Raw genomic sequence first — 22949 nt, 5'->3', positions numbered from 1 at the left:
GCCCTCGTTCGGCGTAACCCGACGGGCTCACGCCCCCCTTCCCCACTTGACTGACCGTGTGGACACCACAGCCAAGCAGTCACCGGCTCCGGCCACCGAGAAGCCCTCCGGCGCCGCCTACCGCAACCTCGTCATGGCCACGATCGGCTTCGCGCTCACCTTCTGGGCCTGGAACCTGATCGCGCCCATGTCCGCGGACTACAAGGGCCGGCTCGGCCTGAGTTCGTTCCAGCAGTCCCTGCTGGTTGCCGTGCCGGTGCTCGTCGGCTCGCTGGGCCGCATCCCGGTGGGTGCGCTCACCGACAAGTACGGTGCGCGGCTGATGTTCCCGCTGATCTCGGCGCTCACCATCGTGCCGGTGCTGCTGCTGATCCCGGCGAAGGACTCCTACGGCGCGATGCTGGCCGTGGGCTTTCTGCTGGGGCTGGGCGGAACGACCTTCGCGATCGGCATCCCCCTGGTCAACTCGTGGTTCCCGCCCGCCGATCGCGGCCTCGCGCTCGGTGTGTTCGGCATGGGCATGGGCGGCGTCGCCCTGTCCGGCTACTTCACCCCGCGGATCGCCGAGCACGGCGACAACCTGCCGTTCCTCGTGGTCGCCGGGGCGCTCGTGGTGTACGCGGCGCTGGCGGCAGTGCTGGTCAACGACCGGCCCGGCCGGCAGGTGCCGACCGACACGCTGGCCCATCGGCTGGGTGCGGCGGGCAGGCTGCGGGTCACCTGGGAGCTGTCCGCGCTGTACGCGATCGGCTTCGGCGGCATCGTCGCGTTCGGCGTCTACCTGCCGACGTATCTGAAGACCTGGTACGAGCTCTCGCCGACCGACGCCGGCACGAAGGCCGCCGGATTCGCCCTGGTCACCGTCATCTTCCGGCCGATCGGCGGCTGGCTCTCGGACCGGATGCACCCGGCGCTGGTGTCCTCGGCGGCGCTCGGCGTGGCCGCCCTGATGGCCATCGTCCAGGCCTTCGACCCGAAGCTGATGCCCGGCGGCACGATCGCCCTGCTGATCATGGCAGCCGGCCTCGGCACCGCGAGCGGCAGCGTCTTCGCCCTGGTCTCCCAGGTGACACCGCAGGCGAAAGTGGGCAGCGTCACCGGCATCGTCGGCGCGATGGGCGGCCTCGGCGGCTTCGTGCCGCCGCTGGTGATGGGGGCGATCTACAGCTCGAAGGGCTCGTACTCGATCGGCTTCATGCTGCTGTCCGACCTGGCGCTGGCGGGCTGCGTGTACGCGTACGGGCGGATGCGCAACATCCAGCGGGACGCCTGAGCACCCTTCGGAGCCCGAACGAGAGGCCCTAGGGTTCGCAGGGTGATGCCACTTCTGCCTGCACTCCAGGACGCGGCCGCCCCGGTGGCCGCCCGCGAAGCCGTCCGTTTCGACGAAGTCTCCCTGTCCTACGCACAGCTGACCGCCGCAGCGGACTCGCTCGCGGCCCGGATCGCCGGCGCGGGCCGGGTCGCTGTATGGGCCACACCCACCGCGCAGACCGTGATCGCGGTGGTGGCCGCGCTCCGGGCGGGGGTCCCCGCCGTACCGCTGAACCCGAAGACGGGCGAACGGGAACTGGCACACATCGTCGCCGACAGCACACCGACGACGGTGCTGGCCTCGGCCTCCGACGTGCTGCCGCCCGCCCTGGCGGCGCTGGAACGGCTCGACGTGACCACGGACGGGGGCTCCGCGCCCGCCGGTACGGGATTCCCCGAACCGTCGCCCGAGTCCCCCGCCCTGGTCGTCTACACCTCCGGAACCACCGGCCCGCCCAAGGGAGCCGTTCTGCCGCGCCGGGCGATCGCCGCCTCGCTGGACGCGCTGGAGGACGCCTGGCAGTGGACCGGGGACGACGTCCTCGTCCATGCCCTGCCGCTGTTCCATGTGCACGGCCTGATCCTCGGCATCCTCGGCCCGCTGCGCCGGGGCGGCTCGGTGCGCCACCTCGGCCGGTTCTCCACCGAGGGCGTGGCCCGGGAGCTGGGCTCCGGCGGCACGATGCTGTTCGGTGTGCCGACGATGTACCACCGGCTGGCGGACGTGCTTGCGGACCCGTCGGCGTCGGACGGCCTCGCGAAGGCCCTCGCGGGCGCCCGGCTGCTGGTCTCCGGGTCGGCCGCCCTGCCGGTCCACGACCACGAACGGATCGCGGCCGCGACCGGCCGCCGGGTCATCGAGCGGTACGGCATGACGGAGACGCTGATGAACACGGGCGTGCGGGCCGACGGCGAACCGCGTCCGGGTACGGTCGGCGCACCGCTGCGCGGCGTGGAACTCCGCCTGGTGGAGGAGGACGGCACCCCGCTCGCGGACCCCGCGTCCATCGGCGAGATCCAGGTGCGCGGCCCGAACCTGTTCACCGAGTACCTGAACCGCCCCGACGCCACGGCCGCGGCGCTCACCGCCGACGGCTGGTTCCGTACCGGCGACATGGCCACGCTCGACCCCGACGGGTACGTACGGATCGTCGGCCGCAAGGCCACCGACCTCATCAAGAGCGGCGGCTACAAGATCGGTGCCGGCGAGATCGAGAACGCGCTCCTGGACCACCCGGGCGTCCGCGAGGCCGCCGTCACCGGTGAGCCGGATCCGGACCTGGGCGAGCGGGTCATCGCCTGGGTGGTGCCGGCCGATCCCGCCGCCCCGCCCTCGGCCGCCGCGCTGGCGGACCATGTCGCGGCCCAGCTCTCCCCGCACAAGCGCCCGCGCACGGTCCGCTACCTGGACGCGCTGCCGCGCAACGACCTGGGCAAGATCATGAAGCGGTCCCTCCATGGCTGACCGGCTGACGGCCCGGGCGGCGATCGCCGCCCTCACGGCCGACTTCACCGAGTCCGCCGCACCCACCGGGACCGGGGCGCCCGCCTCGCCCGAGGCACCCGCCCCGGGCAGCGCGGCCTCCCCGCGCACGGCGGCCGCCCCGGGCACCGCGGCCTCCCCGGGCACCGCGGCCGACGGACCGCTCGGCTGGTCCGGCTACGCCGACTCGCGGGCCCGGGCCACCGCCCGTACCGGTGAGCAGGAGTCCGTCGTCCACGGCACCGCCACGATCGGCGGCCTGCCCTGCGTCCTGATCTCCTTCGAGTTCGGCTTCCTCGGCGGCTCGCTCGGGCAGCGCACGGGCGACCGGCTGGAGGCGGCGTACGAGGAGGCCATGGCGCGGCGGCTCCCCCTCGTCTCGCTCATCGCGACGGGCGGCAGCCGGATGCAGGAGGGCATGATCGCGCTCACCCAGCTGCACCGGGTGGCCCGTGCGTCGGCCCGGCTGCGGGCTGCCGGCCCGGCCCAGCTCGCGGTCCTGCGCGACCCGACGACCGGCGGCGGCTGGGCGACCCTGGGGGCGGGCGCCGACGTGATCCTGGCGCTGCCGGGGGCGCAGGTCGGGTTCGCCGGTTCCCGGGTCCGGCCGGCCGACGCGGACCCCGGCGCCTACACCGCCGAGGGCCAGCTGGCGGCCGGCCAGATCGACGCGGTCGTCCCGCCCGGCGAGCTGCCGGCAGCGGTGGGTCACTGGCTCCGGCTGCTCGCCCGCCGCGACGCCCCGCCCACCCCCGCCCCGGTCCCGGCCGCGCTCTCCTCGGCGGGGCTCCCCCGGACCGGCTGGGACGCCGTGCTCCGGGCCCGGTCCGTAACCCGGCCGCACGCCGAGGCGTATCTGGACGCCTACTTCACCCTGCGGCTCCCCCTGAGCGGGGACCGCTGCGGCGGCACGGACCCGGGGCTGCTCTGCGGGTTCGGGCTGCACGAGGGGGAGCCGGTCGCTTACGTGGCGCAGTGCGGCACGGCGACCCGACCGGCCGGCTACCGCACCGCGGCCCGGGTGATCCGGCTGGCCGACCGGCTCGGGGTCCCGGTCCTCACCCTGGTCGACACCCCGGGCGCGGCCAACGACGCGGAGGCGGAGCGGGCCGGCGCGGGTGCGGCCATCGCCGACGCCTTCACGGCGATAGCGGCGGCCAGGGTCCCCGTCACCACCCTGGTGATCGGCGAGGGGGGCTCGGGCGGGGCGCTGGCCCTGGCGGCGCCGGGCAACACCCACGTCACCGCGGACAGCTACTTCTCCGTCATCGCCCCGGAGCTCGCCGCGGCGATCCTGAAGCGCGCCCCGGACCAGGTGCACGCCACGGCCGAGCAGCTGCGACTGCGCCCGCAGGACCTGGTGGACCTCGGTGTCGCCCGTTCGGTGGTCCGCTCCGTCGGCCGGTCGGACCCGCCGGGCGGGCGCTGACCCGAGGGGGTCCGCTCCGTCGGCCGGTCGGACCCGCCGGGCGGGCGCTGACCCGAGGGGGTCCGTTCCTCGGCCGGTCGGACCCGCCGGGCGGGCGCCGACCCGTGTCCGACGCGCAGGGAAGGCGCGGGATGGCTAGCGTGTCAGAGGGGCCATTCACACCTGAGGAGATGACCGGTCATGGCCGCAGAACCGGAGGGCACACCGTGCTGGGCCGACGCGACGTTCGGCGACATCGAAGGGGCGAAACGCTTCTACGGTGAGGTGCTGGGCTGGACGTACGGCGACTCGCTTCCCGAGTTCGGCAACTACACGCAGGCGTACGTGGACGGCAAGGCGGTCGCCGCCCTGATGCCGCCCGTGCCCGGCCAGGACGTACCCGCCGCCTGGTGTCTGTACATCGCGTCCCCGGATGCGGCGGCCACCGCCGCGAAGGTCCGCGAGCACGGCGGCAAGGTCCTGGTGGAGCCGATGCAGGTCGGTGAGTTCGGCACGATGGTGCTGGCGAGCGACCCGGGCGGAGCGGCTTTCGGGGTGTGGCAGGCGGGCACCCACGAGGGCTTCGAGGCGCGGGCGGTGCCAGGCGCGTACAGCTGGGCCGAGATCTTCACCCGTGAGCCGGAGAAGGCCGACGCCTTCTTCCCGGCGGTCTTCGGGTACGGGGTGAAGCGTATGGACGACGACGCGGTCGACTTCAGGCTCTACGACCTGGGCGCGGACCCGGTCCTGGGCCGGATGAAGATGACGGAGGAGTTCCCGCCCGAGGTGCCGCCGCATCTGAACGTGTACTTCACGGTCGCGGACTGCGACGCCGCGGTGGAGAAGGCGAAGGCGCTCGGGGCGGAGCTCCGGTTCGGCCCGATGACGATGCCGTTCGGCCGGTTCGCCGCGCTGACCGACCCGCAGGGCGCCACGTTCTCGCTGATCGACGGCACGACGACCGGGGGCGACATGCCCACGCTCAAGGACGTCTCCTGACCGGTCGCCCGGCCCCGTCGGATCAGGCCCCGGGTTCGCGCGCGTCATAGCGCGCGAACCCGGGCCACCGCAGTGCCAGCAGTGCCACCGCGACCACACACGCGATCCCGCCGCCGGTCACGGCGAGGCCCGGGGACGCCAGGTCGGCGACGGAACCGGCCAGGAAGTCGCCGAGCCGAGGTCCGCCCGCCACCACCACGATGAACACGCCCTGGAGCCGGCCCCGCATCTCGTCGGGCACGGCCGCCTGGAGCATGGTGTTGCGGAAGACCATGGACGTGGTGTCGGCGGCACCGGCGAGGGCCAGGAAGACCAGCCCCAGCCAGAGCTGCCGGGTCAGCCCGAAGACGGCGACTGCCGTGCCCCAGCTCGCGACGGCGAGCAGCACCGCCAGGCCGTGCCGCCGGATCCGCCCCAGCCAGCCGGAGAACACCCCGCCCAGCAGCGCCCCGAGCGCCGGGGCGGCGACCAGCAGCCCGGTGGTCTTCGCGTCGCCCCCGTACCAGAGCACGGCGACGACGGGGAACAGGGCGCGGGGGTGGGCGAGCACCATGGCGCACAGATCGCTGAGGAAGGTCATCCGCAGGGTGGGCCGGGTCCCGAGGAACCGCAGCCCGTCCATGACGGACGCACGTTTCGCGTCCCCGTCCTTCTTCTCGCCCCGCTCCGGCAGCATCGAGGGCAGCCGCCACATCGCGTACAGCGAGGCCGTGAAGGTGACCGCGTCGATGCCGTACGCGGCCCGGTACCCCCACCAGCCGACGATGAGCCCGCCGAGCATCGGTCCGACGAGCATGCCCGTGGTGCTGGTGATGGAGTTCAGCGCGTTGGCGGCGGGCAGCTGCTCGGCCGGCAGCAGGCGCGCGATCATCGAGCTGCGGGCGGGCGAGTTGAGCGCGAAGCAGACGGCCTGGAGGGCGACGACCCCGTACAGCAGCCCGACCTTCTCCACTCCGGCCACGGTGACCGCCACCAGGCCCACCGACAGCAGGAACGACCCGAAGGCGCTGACCAGACCGAGCTTGCGCCGGTCGACGGTGTCGGCGACGGCGCCGCCGTACAGTCCGAAGACGGCCAGCGGCACGAGCGAGCAGAATCCGATGAGCCCGACGGAGAAGGCGGAGCGGGTGAGGTCGTACACCTGGAGCGAGACGGCGAGCGACGTCATGCCCTGCCCGACCCAGGAGACCGTGTTCCCGAACCAGAGCCGCCGGTAATCGGGTGAGGTGCGCAGCGGGGTCAGGTCGGCGAATATCCGGGATCGAGGAGCCGGCTCATCGGCCGCGTCCGCCGGTTCGGTCAGGGATTCGGTCACGGGGAATGGTAACGACCGGTCCCGAGGGGGCGGATCGAGCCCGGTACCGGTATCGGTATCGGTGCCGGTGCCGGTGCCGGTGCCGGGAAGGGGCTCCGGAGTCCGAGCGCCCGGCCGATGCGAAGTCCGCCCCTCCGAAGCCCGCCACTCCTTCGAGACCAAGTAGAAGCCCCTACCCCGCTTCGATGAACTGACACCAAACCCTGCGGTCCGAATCAGGACTTCGGCGCTTGTCGGTGTACGTTCTGGCAGAACCTGTGAAGTATGTGTGCCCTGCGTGGGGCCGCAGGGTGAGAACGAGGGGTGGGGCTGCGTGAAGCGGCGTCGGATTTGGGGAACGGCCGCGGCCGTGGTGACCGGACTGACCGGGGTCCTGATCTTTCAAGGAGCAACGGGCGATACGGACAACGATGCCGTCACGGGAAGCGATTCGAAGCCCGTAGCGGCCCACGCGTCGACCGTGAAGCTGCGGAACGCCGACGACGGGACGGGTGCCTCACTGGCACGCCGTGACGCGGAGCGGTTCAGCATGCTGGGCATGACCTGGACGGATCCGAACGCCCGGATCACGGGCAGGGTCGAAGTGCGTACCCGCTCCTTGACGACCGGGAAGTGGTCGCCGTGGCTGCGACTGGACGGGGACAGTGGCCAAGGGGAGAACGGGGCTGCCCGCGGCGGGACCGAACCGGCCTGGGTAGGGCCCTCCGACGGGGTCGAGGCCCGAGTGGTGTCGAACGGGCAGACATCCGCCGGGCTGCCTGCCGGGCTACGGCTGGACATGGTCGATCCGGGGACCGGCGGCACGAGTGCCGTCGAGCCCGCGGCCTTCGTGGTCGAGGAGACCGGCACACCGGCCACCACACCCTCGGAGTCCGATCCGCAGTCCGGCGTCTCCCCGGATCCTCAGGGCACCGCCGACCAGGAGCCTTCCACCGAACCGCCGGTGAGCGAGTCACCCTCCCCCTCCGCGACCCCCACCGAGCCGGGTACGCCGTCCGCGTCGCCGTCCGCGACCGCAACCCCGACCCCGACCCCGACCGACACGGGCCCCGCCGCCCCGCCGAGCACCATGCCGCGGCCGCCCATCACCTCCCGTGCCGGCTGGGGTGCCGACGAGTCGATCAGCCCGGAGGAACCGGACTACCTGCCGGGGGGCAGGATCAAGGCGGTGGTGGTCCACCACACCGCCGAGTCCAACACCTATACGTGCGCACAGGCCCCGGCAGTGGTGCGCGGTATCTACGCCTACCACGTCAGGCAACTGGGCTGGAAAGACGTCGGATACAACTTCCTCGTCGACAAGTGCGGCACCATCTACGAAGGCCGCAAGGGCGGCGTCGACCGCCCCGTCCAGGGAGCCCATGCCTACGGCTTCAACACGGAGACCGTCGGCATCTCCGTACTGGGCACCTACACCGACACCGCCCCGCCGCAGGCCGCGCTGCTCTCCGTCGCCCGGATCGCCGCATGGAAACTGGGGCAGTACGGGGTGGACCCCGCCGGCACCACCACACTCACCGCAGGCGATACGGGCACCAACTACTTCCGCAAGAGCTGGGCCAAGGGAGCGCAGCTGCCCTTCCCGGTCATCCACGGTCATCGTGACGGCTACAACACGCAGTGCCCGGGGGACGCGTTCTACAAGCAGCTCGCCACCATCCGCACCCTGGCCGCCGGCCCCGTCACCGGCCTGACCGTCAAGTCCCTCACCGGAACCGGCCTCTCGGGCGGCAAGCACTACACCAAGGCCGGCGTCACGGTGAACTGGTCGGCCACCACGCCCGCCGTACTGATCAAGCGGTACGAGCTCCTGGTCGACGGCAAACCCGTCGCGACCACGGCCGGTACGGCGACCTCGGCCAAGGCCACCCTCGCCACCGGAACGCACACCGTGGCCGTGCGTGCCACCCATCTCTCGGGCAAGACATCGACGAGTGCCTCCGCCACCGTCATCGCGGAGACGAAGGCCCCCTCCTTCACCACCAAGCCCGCACTGAGTCTGCGGAGCGGCACGGTGAACACCGCGGCTGTTCCTGTGAAGCTGAGCTGGAAGGCCACCGACAGCGCGGCCCTCAAAGAAGTGCGGCTGGTCTCACCACTGGCGAAGACCTACGGACCGGCCACGACGAGCGCTTCGCACACGGCCAAGTCCGCCGCGGCCACCGCGTGGAAGCTGACCGCGTACGACTACGCCGGAAACGCCGCCTCGGCCTCGGCCTCCGCCACCCCGGTGATCCTGCAGGAATCCTCGGCCACGAAGTCCGGCACCTGGACGGCCAGGTCATCGAGCAGTTACCTGGGCGGCAAGTCGTACTCCAGCGCCTCCAAGAACGCCTCACTCACCTGGACGTTCACCGGCCGGTCAGCAGCCTGGGTGGTCTCCCGCGCCGCCACATCGGGCCAGGCGTACATCTACGTCGACGGCGCCAAGGTGGCGACCGTCGACCTGAAGTCGTCCGCCACCAAGTACCGCGAGGCCCTCTGGACCAAGACCTGGGCCAGTAGTGCGAAGCACACCGTCAAGGTCGTCGTGGCCGGCACGTCCGGCCGCCCGACCGTCACCACCGACGGCCTCGTCTACCTCAAGTAGCCGAGACGGACGGCGCAGCCGGGACAGTGCGGTCCCGGCTGCGCAGAGGCAGAGGCAGGGGCGGCGACAGGGCGCCCCGGATGCCCGTCAGCCGATGATCGCGACCGGGGCGTCCCATGCGTTGCGGTCGACGGTGATGGTGTAACCGCCGCGGGTTTCCTTGCTGTTGACCATGTACTGGTGGGCGCGGCTGTGGTTGGTGAACTGGGTCGGCTTCCACGGCCAGTCCGTGGTGGTCGTGTTCTTCTTGTCCCACAGCGCGTACCAGAGGTTGCCCGGCAGGTCCGTCTTGTTCGTGGCGGTGGCGATGGCCTTGGCGCTGGAACTGCTGAAGCCGTAGAAGCCGCCGCGGTAGGTGGCGTTGCGCAGAGTCCTGGTGAAGGAGCGCACGTACGTCAGGACGGCGTCGTTGCACGCCTTGTCGGTGATGGCGTACGGCTCCATGTCCAGGTAGACGGGGCTGCCGGCCTTCATCCCGAGTGCCGATGCCTTGGCGATCGCGTCCTTGGCGTTGCTCGCTCCGACGGAGGCGGCCGTGGAGGAGGTGAACCTCTCCTTGTTCGCGCTCTTCTGACAAGGCGGCTGCGCACCGACGTAGAGAGGGATGAGCTTCCATCCGGTGGCGTTGACCGACTTCGCCCAGGACTTGGTCAGGTTGGGCTGGGCGCAGCCACGGTTCTTTCCGCCGATGTACACGGCGGCGGCGCCGTAGTACCCCGTGTGCCAGGCCTTCATCGCGCTGAGCGAGGGCGCGGTACAGGCGTCGAACGCCCGGCCGGTGTAGGTCTTCTGCGCAGGCCAGGCGTCGGCGGCCATGGACGTCTGTGCCGCGATCCCGGCACCCGCGACCACGGCGGCACCCGCGGTCGCCCACGCGATGTAACGGCTCTTCTTGGACAGCTTGTGTCTGGACATTCCCCACCCCATTCAATACGGCTCATGGCCGCAAGTGACGCACCCAAGGACGGCGACCGGCAGGGAACTGCGCCAGGGCCCTGCCTCACCTCACCCCCGCGCCTCACCCCCGCGAGGCCTGCCCGAGGCAGGGCCGCCCGGATTGCTCTTCCCAGGCCGGAACCGCTTCTTCGGGGCTTGCTCGATGAGGCGAGTGGGACTCGGACCCATTCACGTGACCCACTTCGCCTGCGAAGGCGCCGAAACAACGGACACAACAGCCCGTTGGCAGCCGGCTCGGTCCTCCTCGATTCGGCTCGAACAGGGACCGGCCAGGCGTTCGCCACACTACTTCCCCGCCGCACGGATTCTCTACCGACCGAAGCCGCATGCGGAAGATCACCCCGTGCTGAAGTCGCGGCGGGCCAACCGCTGTCGATCCACCTCGCGGGCACCTCGTTCCACCGACAGCCTTGCCCCCTCACGGGCCATCCTTCCCTCTGATGTAATAGTCTAGCTTCAGGAACGACACTTACACCGGGAGGAACCTTGCCTTTCACGAACACAGCCGAAGCCGTAGGAGCGTGGGTCGAAGGCTGGGCCGTTTCGCGCGGGGCGGCCGAACCGACTCCCTGCCCCGGGGGTTTCACCATTGATGTCGGCCTGTCCCAGCACGTCATGCGCCACGTCCTGACCACAGCCGACGAGGCGACCGTCCGCAAGATCACCGAGAACACCCCCATGTCAGGCGTCTGGCTGAAGACGTTCGTACCACCGGAGACGCTCACCCCCTGGCTGGCCCCCGGCTGGTCCCTCGCGGGCGGTCCCGGCTTCCTGATGTCCGCCTCGCTGCGCGCCGCCCGGGCCGAGGTCCCCACCGGTTACCGGCTGCGCACGTGGAGCCGCGACGGCGTGGTCCGCGCCCTGGTGCGCACCACGGACGGCGCCTTCGCCGCGCGGGGCCAAATCGCCGTCACCGGCTCCACCGCCGTTGCCGACCAGATCGAGACCGACCCGGCCCACCGACGCCGCGGCCTGGGACGTCTGATGATGAGTACGCTCGCCACGGCCGCGGCCGGACAGGGCGCCACAGCGGGCGTGCTGGGTGCGACACCGGAGGGCCGGGCGCTGTACGAGAGTGCGGGGTGGCGCGTCCTGGCCCCGCTGACCGGTGCCACGCGAGACCCGGACCGGGTCGAGGCATGAGCACGGAGGGGCGCCGCTCGGGCGCCGAGAGCGCGTTTCCCCAGGTCAGAACGATTCTTCCTGGGGACGCTCGGTGGGGCGGGTGGGACTCGAACCCACGGCCGACGGATTATGAGTCCGCTGCTCTAACCGGCTGAGCTACCGCCCCGTTTCGGCGTGGCGCGTACACGTGTGCGCGCCGTCTGCCGCAGCATAGCCGGTCATACGATCTCTCGCTCCGACTGCCCGGCTACCGATGACCATGAAGACCGCGCTGCTCGCTGCCCGGTTCCAGGTGGCGCGAAGTTGACGCGAAAGTGTCACGCGAGCCCCGGAGGCACCACGGCGACGGGCTCCCGCGGACCGGTCCCCGGGCACACGAAAAAGGACCCCGTAGGGTCCTCTTCCGTTCCGCTCCCCCGACTGGACTCGAACCAGTAACCCTCCGGTTAACAGCCGAATGCTCTGCCAATTGAGCTACAGGGGATCGCGCTCCCCCGACTGGACTCGAACCAGTAACCTGCCGGTTAACAGCCGGCTGCTCTGCCAATTGAGCTACAGGGGATTGCTGCGTTTTGCCTCGAACGTACCTCCCTGGCTACTGCCGGGCGGCGCGCGTTCGCTGCGACACATACATTAGCGCAAGCAGGGGGGTGCTTTGCCAATCGGTATCGCCCGGGGTGATCTCGGGCGCCTGCGGGTAGGCGAGCAGCACACGTCGCACGCAGCGAAGACGGAGCGAAGGAAGGGTGGCAGCCATGCGGTACCGGCTCACGTTCATCGCCGGAGTGGCCCTCGGTTACGTACTCGGCACGCGTGCCGGGCGCGAGCGTTACGAGCAGCTGAAGAAGTCCGCACGCCAGTTCGCCCAGAACCCGGCCGTGCGCAACACCTGCGAGACGGCGGCCCAGAGCGGCCGGCAGTTCGCCGGGAAGGCGTACCACGCGGTCGAGGAGAAGGTCGGCGAGAAGGTGCCGGCGTCGGTGGCGGACCGGGTGCGGTCGCTGCGCGGGCGCGGGGCGAACGGCGAGGACGAGTGGGGAACGACCAACACCTGAGTCGACATCTCCATGTCTGCCGCACCACCGGTACGGGAAACCTCCGGGGGTGCGGCAGAATCTGCGTATGGGCATAGTCGCCGGTTTGGACAGTTCTTCCGCCTTCACGCACATCGTGGTCTGCGATACGGACTCGGGTGCCGTACTGCGCCAGGGATACGCCGCACATCCCGTCGACGCGAAGGCCACCGAGGTCGATCCTCAGGCGTGGCTGCTCTCACTCGGCGAGGCCGCCTCCGGCGGGCTCCTCGAAGGGGTGCAGGCCATCGGTGTGTCGGCGCAGCAGCACGGGCTCGTGCCGCTGGACCACCAGGGCAATCTCGTGCGCCCGGCGCTGCTCGGCAACGACAGACGGGCGCAGGTCGCCGCGGCCGATCTGATCGACGGGCTCGGCGGGCGGCAGGCCTGGGCCGAGGCGGTCGGGTCGGTGCCGCAGGCCGCGCAGCCCGTGTCGAAGCTGCGCTGGCTGGCAAGGACCGAGCCGGACATGGCACAGCGGGTCGCCGCGGTGCTCCAGCCGCACGACTGGCTGGTGTGGCAGCTGCTGGGCCGGCCGGCCCGGCGGACCACCGACCGGGGGGCCGCCTCCGGGACGGGTTACTGGTCGGCGGGCAGTGAGTCGTACCGGCCGGAGCTGGTGGAGCTCGCGCTCGGGCACCAGGCGGCGCTGCCGGAGGTGCTGGGCCCGTCCGACGCGGCGGGTACGACGCCCGAGGGGCTGCTGATCTCGGCGGGTACGGGCGAGACGATGGCGGCGGCGTTCGGGCTGGGGGTCGCGGTCGGTGACGCAGTGGTGTCGCTGGGGGCCTCGGGTTCGGTGATGGCGGTGCACCACGAGGCGCTGGCCGACCCGACGGGGATGATCACCTCCTTCGCCGATGCCACCGGGATGCATCTGCCGGTGGTCCACACGTCGAACGCGGTCCGTGCGCTGCGCGGCACCGCAGAGATGCTGGGGCTGGAGGGGCTGGAGGAGCTGTCGGCACTGGCGCTGAAGTCGACTCCGGGCTCCTCGGGGCTCGTACTCCTGCCGTATCTGGAGGGTGAGCGCACCCCGAATCTGCCGCACACCGCCGGAACTCTGAGCGGGCTGCGGCGCGAGTCGATGAAGCCGGAGCACCTGGCGCGGGCCGCGTTCGAGGGGATGCTCTGCTCGCTGGCCGACGCGCTGGACGTGCTGCGCGGTCGCGGGGTGGAGGTGCGGCGGGTGTTCCTGCTGGGCGCCGCCGCCGAGCTGCCTGCGGTGCAGGGGCTGGCGCCGGCGCTGCTGGGTACCCAGGTGGTCGTGCCGCAGCCTGCGCAGTACGCGGCGCTGGGTGCGGCCCGGCAGGCCGCCTGGGCGCTGGGCGTCTCCCAGGGGTCACTGGACACCCGCACTCCCCCGGCGTGGCAGGGTGCCGCGGCGCAGGTGCTGGAGCCCGGCGACGAGCTGCCGGTCGGTCAGGCGGTGCGCCAGCAGTACGTGGCGACGCGGGACCAGATCCACCCGGGGGCGTTCGACTCCGCGCGCTGAGGCGCGTGCTTCGGCAACGTGTCCGGGCCTTCCGGGGGCCCGGACCCGAAAATTATGGACCCGGTCCGTTTTTTTACCTGGACTTGAATTAAAACGTTCGCGGTCCCGGGCGGCGGTGTCCGAAGATGAGTCGACCCCCGACCTCGCCGACCCCGAGAGACACGCGTGCTCATAAAACTCCTGCGGGCCTATCTCGGTCCGTACAAGAAACCGATCGCGCTGCTGGTCGTCTTCCAGCTGCTGCAGACCTGTGCCACTCTCTATCTGCCCACCCTGAACGCGGACATCATTGACAACGGTGTCGTCCAGGGGGACACGGGCTACATCATCCAGTACGGCGGCGTGATGATCGTCGTCAGCATCGCCCAGGTGGTCTGCAACATCGGGGCCGTCTACATCGGGGCCCGCACCGCGTCCGCCCTCGGCCGTGACGTCCGGGCCTCGATCTTCGACCGGGTGCAGTCGTTCTCCGCGCGTGAGGTCGGCCGGTTCGGTGCGCCCTCACTGATCACCCGTACGACCAATGACGTGCAGCAGGTCCAGATGCTGGCCCTGATGACGTTCACGCTGATGGTGTCGGCTCCGATCATGTGCGTCGGCGGCATCATCATGGCGCTCGGCCAGGACGTCCCGCTGTCCGCGGTGCTGCTCGCGGTGGTGCCGGTCCTCGGCATCGCGGTGAGCCTCATCGTGCGGAAGATGCGCCCGCTGTTCCGGACGATGCAGGAGCGGCTCGACACGGTCAACCGGGTGCTGCGCGAGCAGATCACCGGCAACCGGGTCATCCGTGCCTTCGTGCGCGACGGCTACGAGGAAGAGCGCTTCCGGGGCGCCAACACCGAGCTGACGGACGTGGCGCTGTCCACGGGCCGGCTGATGGCACTGATGTTCCCGACCGTGATGACGGTCGTGAACGTGTCGTCGATCGCCGTCGTCTGGTTCGGTGCGCACCGGATCGACAGCGGCGGGATGGAGATCGGCGCGCTGACCGCGTTCCTCTCCTATCTGATGCAGATCGTCATGTCGGTGATGATGGCCACCTTCATGTTCATGATGGTGCCGCGCGCCGAGGTCTGCGCCGAGCGCATCCAGGAGGTCCTGGAGACCGAATCCAGCGTGGTGCCGCCGGTGAAGCCGGTACGGGAGCTGCGCGTCCACGGTCATCTGGAGGTACGCGGTGCGGACTTCCGCTACCCCGGTGCCGAGGAACCGGTGCTGCGCTCGGTGGACCTGGTGGCCCGGGCCGGCGAGACGACCGCGATCATCGGGTCGACGGGCAGCGGGAAGTCGACGCTGCTCGGTCTCGTACCCCGGCTGTTCGATGTCACGGACGGCCAGGTGCTGGTCGACGGGACGGACGTACGAACACTGGATCCGGTCCTGCTGGCGAAGACCGTGAGCCTGGTCCCGCAGAAGCCGTACCTGTTCTCCGGGACGGTCGCGACGAACCTGCGGTACGGGAACCCGGACGCGACCGACGAGGAGCTGTGGCACGCGCTGGAGATCGCGCAGGCCAAGGAGTTCGTCGAGGAACTGGAGCAGGGGCTCGACGCACCGATCGCGCAGGGCGGCACCAATGTCTCCGGCGGGCAGCGCCAGCGGCTCTCGATCGCCCGGACGCTGGTGCAGCAGCCGGAGATCTACCTCTTCGACGACTCCTTCTCGGCCCTGGACTACGCCACGGACGCGGCGCTGCGCGCGGCGCTGCTGCGGGAGATCCGGGGGGCGACGGTGGTGATCGTCGCGCAGCGGGTGTCCACCATCCGCGACGCCGACCGGATCCTGGTGCTGGACGAGGGCCGCGTCGTCGGTTCCGGCAGCCACCACGAACTGATGGAAGGCAATGAGACATACCGGGAGATCGTTCTCTCCCAGCTGACGGAAGCGGAGGCCGCGTAATGGCCGGGCCTGGTGGACGGATGATGGCGGGCGGGGCGCCGACCGAACGGTCCATGGACTTCAAGGGCTCGTCGAAGCGGCTGCTGAAGCGCTTCGCGACGGAGAAGGCCACCCTGTACGTGATGCTGGTGGCCGTCGCGCTGAGTGTGGCGCTCTCGGTGGTCGGCCCGAAGATCCTCGGCAAGGCCACCGACCTGGTGTTCGCCGGTGTCGTCGGCCGGGGAATGGACGCGGGGACGACGAAGGAGCAGGCCGTCGAGGGCCTGCGCAACAGCGACAGCGGTCTGGCCGACATGCTCTCCAAGGTGGACTTCACCCCGGGGCAGGGCATGGACTTCGACGCGATCGGCCAGGCGCTGCTGGTGGCGCTGGCCGTGTACGTCGGTGCCGGGCTGCTGATGCTGGTGTCGACGCGGCTGTCGATCCGGGTGATCAACCGGGTCGTGTTCCAGCTGCGCGAGGACATCCAGACGAAGCTGTCGCGGCTGCCGCTGTCGTACTTCGACCAGCAGAAGCGCGGCGAGGTGCTGAGCCGGGCGACGAACGACATCGACAACATCTCGCAGACGATGCAGCAGACGATGGGGCAGCTGATCAACTCGCTGCTCAGCATCGTCGGCGTGCTCGTGATGATGTTCTGGATCTCGCCGCTGCTGGCGCTGATCGCGCTGGTGACGGTGCCGCTGTCGGTGGTCGTGGCGACGAAGGTCGGCAAGCGCTCCCAGCCGCAGTTCGTCCAGCAGTGGAAGGTCACGGGCAAGCTCAACGCCCACATCGAGGAGATGTACACCGGGCACACCCTGGTGAAGGTCTTCGGGCGGCAGGACGAGTCGGCGCGGGACTTCGCCGAACAGAACGACGCGCTGTACGAGGCCGGGTTCAAGGCGCAGTTCAACAGCGGGATCATGCAGCCGCTGATGATGTTCGTGTCGAACCTGAACTACGTGCTGATCGCTGTCGTGGGCGGGCTGCGGGTCGCCTCCGGCGCGCTGTCGATCGGTGACGTGCAGGCCTTCATCCAGTACTCGCGGCAGTTCTCCATGCCGCTGACCCAGGTCGCCTCGATGGCGAACCTGGTGCAGTCCGGGGTGGCCTCGGCGGAGCGGATCTTCGAGCTGCTGGACTCCGATGAGCAGGACGCCGACCCGGCGAAGGGCGAGGCCGAGTTCCCCGGGGAGCTGCGCGGAAGCGTGTCCCTGGAGAACGTGTCGTTCCGCTACGACCCGGAGAAGCCGCTCATCGAGGACCTCTCGCTGAGCGTCGAACCGGGCCACACGGTCGCGATCGTCGGCCCGACCGGCGCCGGCAAGACGACGCTGGTCAATCTGCTGATGCGGTTCTACGAGGTGACCGGGGGCCGGATCGCTCTCGACGGTGTCGACATCGCGAAGATGTCGCGCGACGACCTGCGCTCGGGGATCGGCATGGTCCTCCAGGACACCTGGCTGTTCGGCGGGACCATCGCGGAGAACATCGCCTACGGTGCCTCGGGCGATGTCACCCGTGAGCAGATCGAGGAGGCGGCGCGGGCGGCTCACGCCGACCGCTTCATCCGCACCCTGCCCGACGGTTACGACACGCGCATCGACGACGAGGGCTCGGGCGTCAGTGCGGGCGAGAAGCAGTTGATCACCATCGCGCGGGCGTTCCTCTCCGACCCGGTGATACTCGTGCTCGACGAGGCGACCAGCTCCGTCGACACGCGTACCGAGGTGCTGATCCAGAAGGCGATGGCCGGTCTCGCGCACGGTCGTACGAGCTTCGTGATCGCGCACCGGCTCTCCACCATCCGGGATGCCGACGTCATCCTGGTGATGGAGAACGGGTCGATCGTCGAGCAGGGCACGCACGACGAACTGCTGGAGGCGAAGGGCGCGTACGCCCGCCTGTACGCGGCACAGTTCGCGCAGGCGGTCGCCGAGGTCGACTAGCGGTACCCCCTCCGCGGCTGCCCGGGCCCGTACGCGTGTGCGTGTGCGCGTCAGTCCAGGTAGCCGCGGAGCTGGTCCGCGAAGGCGTGGTCCCGCAGTTTGTTGAGGGTCTTGGACTCGATCTGCCGGATGCGCTCGCGGGTCACGCCGAATATCCGTCCTATCTCCTCCAGCGTGCGCGGCCGCCCGTCGGCCAGCCCGTAGCGCAGCTGGACCACTTTGCGCTCGCGCTCGTTGAGGGTCGAGAGCACAGCTTCCAGATGTTCGCGCAGCAGCAGGAAAGCGGCGGACTCGACGGGGGACGCGGCGTCCCCGTCCTCGATCAGGTCGCCGAGCGAGACATCGTCCTCCTCGCCCACCGGGGCGTGCAGGGATACCGGTTCCTGGGCGAGGCGCAGGACCTCACCGACCCGTTCGGGTGTCAGGTCGAGCTGGGCGGCGACCTCCTCGGGGGTCGGCTCGTAGCCGCGTTCCTGGAGCATCCGGCGCTGGACCCGGACGACGCGGTTGATCAGTTCGACGACGTGGACCGGGACCCGGATGGTCCGCGCCTGGTCGGCGAGGGCGCGGGACATGGCCTGCCGGATCCACCAGGTCGCGTACGTCGAGAACTTGTAGCCGCGGGCGTAGTCGAACTTCTCGACCGCCCGGATCAGTCCGAGGTTTCCCTCCTGGACCAGGTCCAGCATCGTCAGTCCGCGGCCGACGTAGCGCTTGGCCACGGAGACGACGAGGCGGAGGTTGGCCTCGATGAGGCGGCGCTTGGCCATCCGGCCCATGACCACGAGCCGGTCCAGATCGACGGCCAGCCGGGTGTCGGGGTCCGGTGTGCGGGCCAGGCGCTCCTCGGCGAACAGGCCGGCTTCGACGCGGCGGGCGAGGTCCACCTCGTCGGCGGCGGTGAGGAGCGGGATGCGGCCGATCTCGCGGAGGTACTGGCGGAAGAGGTCGGACGACGGGCCGCCGGTGTCCGGGCGGCTGCGCGGCTCCGGCGGTTCGGGGTGGTCCGACTCCTCCATGACGGCCTCGGGCGGTTCGGGCGGGTCCGGTGGCGCTTCGGGCGGGTTCTGGGCGGCGGGCAGGGGTGTCGGCGGGTCCGCTGCGGCCTCGGGATGATGCACGGCCCGGGTTTGCGCGGGGATGGCCGGGACACGCTCGGTTTCGGTCACGGTCCGGGTCTGCACGGGGGCGACCTCCAGGTGATCGCTGCCGGAACGCGGGGACGGAGGACCACCGTTCGGCGGGCCGGCCGCGCTCCGATGAATCGGGCCGACCGGTGACCGGGGGCGGCGTCCCCCGATCACCGGCCGGTCCGGCACCGCCACCCAGTGTGGGGTACGACACACAGCTGCCACGAGGGGCGTGCGGGGACTTTCTGAGTCCGGTCCGTGACCGGGCGGTTACCGCAGGGTGCGGCCGGAGGGGGTCAGAGCGCGGCCGGAGAGCGTCAGAGCGCGTCGGCGCCGTTGTTGCGCAGGGACTGGGAGTACTGCTGGAGGACCCAGACCTCGTTCTGTGCGGCGGCCAGGTGGTCCGGGGCGACGTTGCTGCCGAGGCGGGTGAGGCTGCCCTGGACGTCGTTGATCCGGCGGTCGACGGCGCGCAGGCGGACCTTGACCAGGTGCTCGCCCGCGTACGCCTCGTCGATGGACTTGCCGTGGAAGACCTCGACCGCCAGCTCCGTGACCAGTTTGCGCACCGTGTCGTTGGGGGTCGCGTCGAGCACCTGGACGAGGTACTCGCGGGTGTCGGGGACGCCGAGCTCCGCGCCGCCCGCCTCCGCGATGCACTGGCGGACAGCGGCGTAGGGCGGGGCGGTGAACTCGTCGATCCCGTAGGCGTCGAACGCCGGGGAGACCAGGGCGGGCTTCTGCAGGGCGAGCTTGAGCAGCTCGCGCTCGGTGCGGTGGGCCGGGCTGCGGAGGTTGAGCGCGGGGCCCGAGGGGGCGGCGGCGGGCGCCTGGACCTCCTGGCGCCGTGAGCCGCCGCGGGTGCCCGGTGCGGGTCCCCGGTCGCCCCGGCCGCGGGCCCACTGGGCGAGCTGGTTGACCCGGTGCACGACGTACTCCTGGTCCAGGATGCCGACGAAGCCGGCCAGCTGGACGGCGACCTCGCGCTGCACGCTGCCCGTCTTGATCTTGGCGACGACCTGGGCCGCCTCGTCGAGTGCGGCGGCACGGCCCGCCGGGGTCTCCAGGTCGTAGCGGGCGACGATCTGGCGGAGCGCGAACTCGAAGAGCGGGGTGCGGGGTTCGACCAGGTCACGGACGGACTCGTCGCCCTTGGCGAGGCGCAGGTCGCACGGGTCCATGTTGTCCGGGGCGATCGCGATGTAGGTCTCGGCGGCGAACTTCTGATCGTCCTCGAAGGCGCGCAGGGCGGCCTTCTGGCCGGCCGCGTCACCGTCGAAGGTGAAGATCACCCGGGCGCTGCCGTTGTCCATCAGGAGGCGGCGGAGGATCTTGATGTGGTCGCCGCCGAACGCCGTGCCACAGGTCGCGATGGCGGTGGTGACCCCGGCGAGATGGCAGGCCATCACGTCCGTGTAGCCCTCGACGACGACGGCCCGGCTGGACTTCGCGATGTCCTTCTTGGCCAGGTCGATGCCGTACAGCACCTGGGACTTCTTGTAGATCGGCGTCTCGGGGGTGTTGAGGTACTTCGGGCCGTTGTCGTCGTCGCGGAGCTTGCGGGCGCCGAAGCCGACGATGTCGCCGGAGGTGTCGCTGATCGGCCACATCAGCCGGCCGCGGAAGCGGTCGATGGGGCCGCGCCTGCCGTCCTGGGAGAGGCCGGAGGTGATCAGTTCCTTGTCGCTGAAGCCCTTGCCGCGCAGATAGCGGGTGAGGTGGTCCCAGCCCGCGGGGCTGTAGCCGACGCCGAAGTGCTCGGCCGCCGACTGGTCGAAGCCGCGCTCGGCGAGGAACTTGCGGCCGATCTCGGCCTCGGGGCCGTCCAGCTGCTCGATGTAGAACTGGGCGGCCACCTTGTGCGCCTCGACCAGCCTGATCCGCTCACCGCGCTGGTGGGAGGGGTTGTACCCGCCCTCCTCGTACCGCAGGGTGATGCCCGCCTTGGCCGCGAGCCGCTCGACGACCTCCGAGAACGTCAGATGGTCGATCTTCTGCACGAAGGCGATCGTGTCGCCGCCCTCCTGGCAGCCGAAGCAGTGGAAGAGACCCTTGCTCGGACTGACCTGGAAGGAGGGGGACTTCTCGTCGTGGAAGGGGCACAGGCCCTTGAGGTTTCCACCGCCGGCGTTGCGCAGCTGGAGGTACTCGGAAACGACGGCGTCGATCGGGACCGCGTCCCGGACCGCCTTCACGTCGTCGTCATTGATCCTGCCTGCCACGAGTGAAGTCTACGGGTGCGCTACGACAACCTCGGCCGGGCGGGCGGTGAGATTGCCCCTGTCCTTGGTGCGGGGTTCCGTCCTCAAGCGCCGGACGGGCTTGGGTGCGGGTCCCCCGTGGGGCGCTTCACCCCGTGGGTGGGGGTGGGGTCCCTCCGGGGCGTCTCCTCAGAAATGGCGTGTGCACCCGGGACCGTGATGAACCCGGGTCGTACGCCATTTCCTGCGGGGACCCCCCTGCACGCCCCCACCCTGCATCACTCGCGTCTGCACGCCGGTGGGACGACTGCCGCAGACGCAGGGCGGCCGGGTCCGGGGCCGTGCAGGGGAGTCCCCGCAGGACGACGAACAGATACCCGGGCCCGGCTGCGTACCCGCCGAACGTTCGTCGTCTGAGGAGACACCCCGGAGGGGCCCCGGACCCCCACCCACCGGGGAACGGCGAACCCCCACGGGGACACCCGCACAAGCAAGCCCGTCCGGCGATTGAGGACGGAACCCCGCGCCCCGGACAGGGGTAACCGGTCAGATCAGGGACTCCAGCGGCACCGACGGGTCGGCCAGGGCGTCCGGGTCGACCGGCTGCCCGGCCCTGATCAGCTCCTGCACGGTCTCCGTGACGTCCCACACGTTCACGTTCATTCCGGCGAGCACCTTGTGGTCCTTCAGCCAGAACGCGATGAACTCGCGCTTGCCCGCGTCGCCGCGGATCACGACCTGGTCGTAGCTGCCCGGCGGCGCCCAGCCCGAGTATTCGAGGCCGAGGTCGTACTGGTCGGAGAAGAAGTACGGCACCCGGTCGTAGGCGACGTCCTGGCCGAGCATGGCGCGGGCCGCCGCGGGCCCGCTGTTCAGGGCGTTCGCCCAGTGCTCCACCCGCAGCCGGGTGCCGAGCAGCGGATGGGCCACGTTGGCGACGTCGCCGGCTGCGTAGATGTGCGGGTCGCTGGTGCGCAGCGAGGCGTCGACGGCGATGCCGCCGCCCTGGGCGCGGGGCGCGATGTCGAGACCGGCGGCCTCGGCCAGCGCGGCTCGCGGGGCGGCGCCGATCGCGGCGAGGACGTCGTGGGCGGGGTGTTCCTCGCCGTCGTCGGTGCGGACCGCGAGGACCATGCCGTCCTGGCCGACGATCTCGGTGAGGCGCCCGCCGAAGTGGAAGCGGACGCCGTGGTCGCTGTGCAGGTCGGTGAAGATCTGGCCGAGCTCGGGGCCGATGACCTTGAGCAGCGGGGTCGCCTCGGGTTCGACGACGGTGACCTCGGCCCCGTATCCGCGGGCCGCCGCCGCGACCTCCAGGCCGATCCAGCCGGCGCCCGCGATCACCAGATGGCCGTTGTCGCGGCCGAGTGCGGCCAGCACGTTGCGCAGCCGATCGGCGTGGGCGAGGCGGCGCAGATGGTGGACGCCCGCCAGGTCGGTGCCGGGGATGTCGAGGCGGCGCGGTTCGGCGCCGGTGGCCAGGAGCAGCTTGTCGTAGTGGATGACGGTGCCGTCACCGAGCTCCACCGAGCGGGCTTCGCGGTTCAGCGCGGTGACGGGCTGGCCGAGGTGGAGCTCGACGTCGGCCCCCGCGTACCAGGCCGTCTCGTGGACGAAGACGCTGTCGCGGTCCTCCTTCCCGGCCAGGTACCCCTTGGAGAGCGGCGGGCGTTCGTAGGGGTGGTCCCGCTCATCGCCGATCATGATGACCCGCCCGCTGAAACCCTCCGACCGGAGCGTCTCCGCTGCCTTCGCTCCGGCCAGTCCTCCGCCGACAATGACGAACGTCCGATGTGCGTCGACCACTTGATGCCTCCTCGGTGCTTGCTGCGCGGCGCCAACTGCGAGCGTCCCGCACGCAGCGTGATGGCGAAAGAGGGTGTGACCCGATCAGGTCACGCCCAGTGGTCATGGGCCGGTGTGCCGGACCGCCCGCACACCGGGGAGCAGGGATACGCGGGCGGTCCCCGTGCCCCTGCGCAACGCGGTTCGTACACCAGCAGACCACCTGCGACTCGCCGCCCGTCAC

The 22949-nt window shown here is 70.9% G+C and carries 15 protein-coding genes and 3 tRNA genes; 10 read left to right on the top strand and 8 right to left on the bottom strand.

Annotated features, from left to right (window positions below; genetic code table 11):
• Nucleotides 1–58 precede the first annotated feature (58 nt).
• The 4 genes from ACIOEW_RS02580 (at nucleotide 59) to ACIOEW_RS02565 (ending at nucleotide 5204) form a co-directional block, all read left to right on the top strand.
• Nucleotides 59–1273, top strand: coding sequence for an MFS transporter (locus tag ACIOEW_RS02580; RefSeq protein WP_401960644.1), 1215 nt, complete (start codon nucleotides 59–61; stop codon nucleotides 1271–1273).
• 42 nt (nucleotides 1274–1315) lie between these two features.
• Complete coding sequence (locus ACIOEW_RS02575) at nucleotides 1316–2779, top strand: acyl-CoA synthetase (RefSeq protein ID WP_401960642.1); 1464 nt, start codon at nucleotides 1316–1318, stop codon at nucleotides 2777–2779.
• A complete protein-coding gene (locus tag ACIOEW_RS02570; RefSeq protein ID WP_401960639.1) occupies nucleotides 2772–4226 on the top strand; it encodes a carboxyl transferase domain-containing protein in 1455 nt (484 codons plus the stop codon). Before ACIOEW_RS02575 ends, ACIOEW_RS02570 begins: the two co-directional genes overlap by 8 nt.
• Before the next feature lie 180 nt (nucleotides 4227–4406).
• Entirely contained in the window at nucleotides 4407–5204 is a 798-nt protein-coding gene (locus ACIOEW_RS02565) for a VOC family protein (protein WP_362540993.1), read from the top strand.
• Nucleotides 5205–5226: 22 nt separating this feature from the next.
• Here ACIOEW_RS02565 and ACIOEW_RS02560 read toward each other — a convergent pair whose 3' ends face one another.
• Nucleotides 5227–6519, bottom strand: coding sequence for an MFS transporter (locus tag ACIOEW_RS02560; protein WP_362540990.1), 1293 nt, complete (start codon nucleotides 6517–6519; stop codon nucleotides 5227–5229).
• Between the two features lie 361 nt (nucleotides 6520–6880).
• Between ACIOEW_RS02560 and ACIOEW_RS02555 the strand changes: the two genes are divergently transcribed.
• Nucleotides 6881–9109 (top strand): peptidoglycan recognition protein, encoded by a 2229-nt coding sequence (locus ACIOEW_RS02555; RefSeq protein WP_401961514.1) that lies wholly within the window; start codon nucleotides 6881–6883, stop codon nucleotides 9107–9109.
• A gap of 87 nt (nucleotides 9110–9196) precedes the next feature.
• On the opposite strand, the gene ACIOEW_RS02550 is transcribed toward ACIOEW_RS02555, so the two are convergent.
• Complete coding sequence (locus ACIOEW_RS02550) at nucleotides 9197–10024, bottom strand: glycoside hydrolase domain-containing protein (RefSeq protein ID WP_401960636.1); 828 nt, start codon at nucleotides 10022–10024, stop codon at nucleotides 9197–9199.
• 528 nt (nucleotides 10025–10552) lie between these two features.
• On the opposite strand from ACIOEW_RS02550, the gene ACIOEW_RS02545 reads away from it, so the two are divergent.
• On the top strand, nucleotides 10553–11209 hold the full coding sequence (locus tag ACIOEW_RS02545) for a GNAT family N-acetyltransferase (protein WP_401960633.1): 657 nt from the start codon (nucleotides 10553–10555) through the stop codon (nucleotides 11207–11209).
• Between the two features lie 74 nt (nucleotides 11210–11283).
• Here the strand turns inward: ACIOEW_RS02545 and ACIOEW_RS02540 are convergent.
• The 3 genes from ACIOEW_RS02540 to ACIOEW_RS02530 all read right to left on the bottom strand — a co-directional run bounded on the left by ACIOEW_RS02540 (nucleotide 11284) and on the right by ACIOEW_RS02530 (nucleotide 11753).
• A tRNA-Ile gene (locus ACIOEW_RS02540) sits at nucleotides 11284–11357 on the bottom strand.
• Between the two features lie 245 nt (nucleotides 11358–11602).
• Nucleotides 11603–11675 (bottom strand) — tRNA-Asn (locus tag ACIOEW_RS02535).
• A 5-nt stretch (nucleotides 11676–11680) separates the two neighbouring features.
• Nucleotides 11681–11753: transfer RNA gene (locus ACIOEW_RS02530), tRNA-Asn, on the bottom strand.
• 193 nt (nucleotides 11754–11946) lie between these two features.
• On the opposite strand from ACIOEW_RS02530, the gene ACIOEW_RS02525 reads away from it, so the two are divergent.
• From ACIOEW_RS02525 to ACIOEW_RS02510, 4 genes are all read left to right on the top strand, one after another.
• Entirely contained in the window at nucleotides 11947–12246 is a 300-nt protein-coding gene (locus ACIOEW_RS02525; RefSeq protein WP_362541409.1) for a YtxH domain-containing protein, read from the top strand.
• A gap of 67 nt (nucleotides 12247–12313) precedes the next feature.
• Nucleotides 12314–13759 carry an FGGY family carbohydrate kinase gene (locus ACIOEW_RS02520; protein WP_401960630.1) on the top strand — a complete coding sequence of 482 codons (1446 nt, stop codon included), beginning with the start codon at nucleotides 12314–12316 and terminating at the stop codon, nucleotides 13757–13759.
• Between the two features lie 165 nt (nucleotides 13760–13924).
• A complete protein-coding gene (locus tag ACIOEW_RS02515; protein WP_401960628.1) occupies nucleotides 13925–15658 on the top strand; it encodes an ABC transporter ATP-binding protein in 1734 nt (577 codons plus the stop codon).
• Entirely contained in the window at nucleotides 15658–17589 is a 1932-nt protein-coding gene (locus ACIOEW_RS02510; RefSeq protein ID WP_362540976.1) for an ABC transporter ATP-binding protein, read from the top strand. Before ACIOEW_RS02515 ends, ACIOEW_RS02510 begins: the two co-directional genes overlap by 1 nt.
• A 50-nt stretch (nucleotides 17590–17639) precedes the next feature.
• On the opposite strand, the gene ACIOEW_RS02505 is transcribed toward ACIOEW_RS02510, so the two are convergent.
• From ACIOEW_RS02505 to ACIOEW_RS02495, 3 genes are all read right to left on the bottom strand, one after another.
• A complete protein-coding gene (locus ACIOEW_RS02505) occupies nucleotides 17640–18788 on the bottom strand; it encodes an RNA polymerase sigma factor (RefSeq protein ID WP_362541407.1) in 1149 nt (382 codons plus the stop codon).
• A 248-nt stretch (nucleotides 18789–19036) separates the two neighbouring features.
• On the bottom strand, nucleotides 19037–20941 hold the full coding sequence (gene dnaG, locus ACIOEW_RS02500; protein ID WP_362540973.1) for a DNA primase: 1905 nt from the start codon (nucleotides 20939–20941) through the stop codon (nucleotides 19037–19039).
• Nucleotides 20942–21466: 525 nt separating this feature from the next.
• Entirely contained in the window at nucleotides 21467–22726 is a 1260-nt protein-coding gene (locus tag ACIOEW_RS02495; protein ID WP_401960625.1) for an NAD(P)/FAD-dependent oxidoreductase, read from the bottom strand.
• Nucleotides 22727–22949: the final 223 nt, after the last annotated feature.

The sequence above is a fragment of the Streptomyces sp. NPDC087901 genome, from assembly GCF_044742205.1.
Taxonomy (GTDB): domain Bacteria; phylum Actinomycetota; class Actinomycetes; order Streptomycetales; family Streptomycetaceae; genus Streptomyces.
The sequence above is the reverse complement of the archived record's forward strand: the minus strand, read 5'-3'. Positions and strand labels throughout refer to the sequence as shown.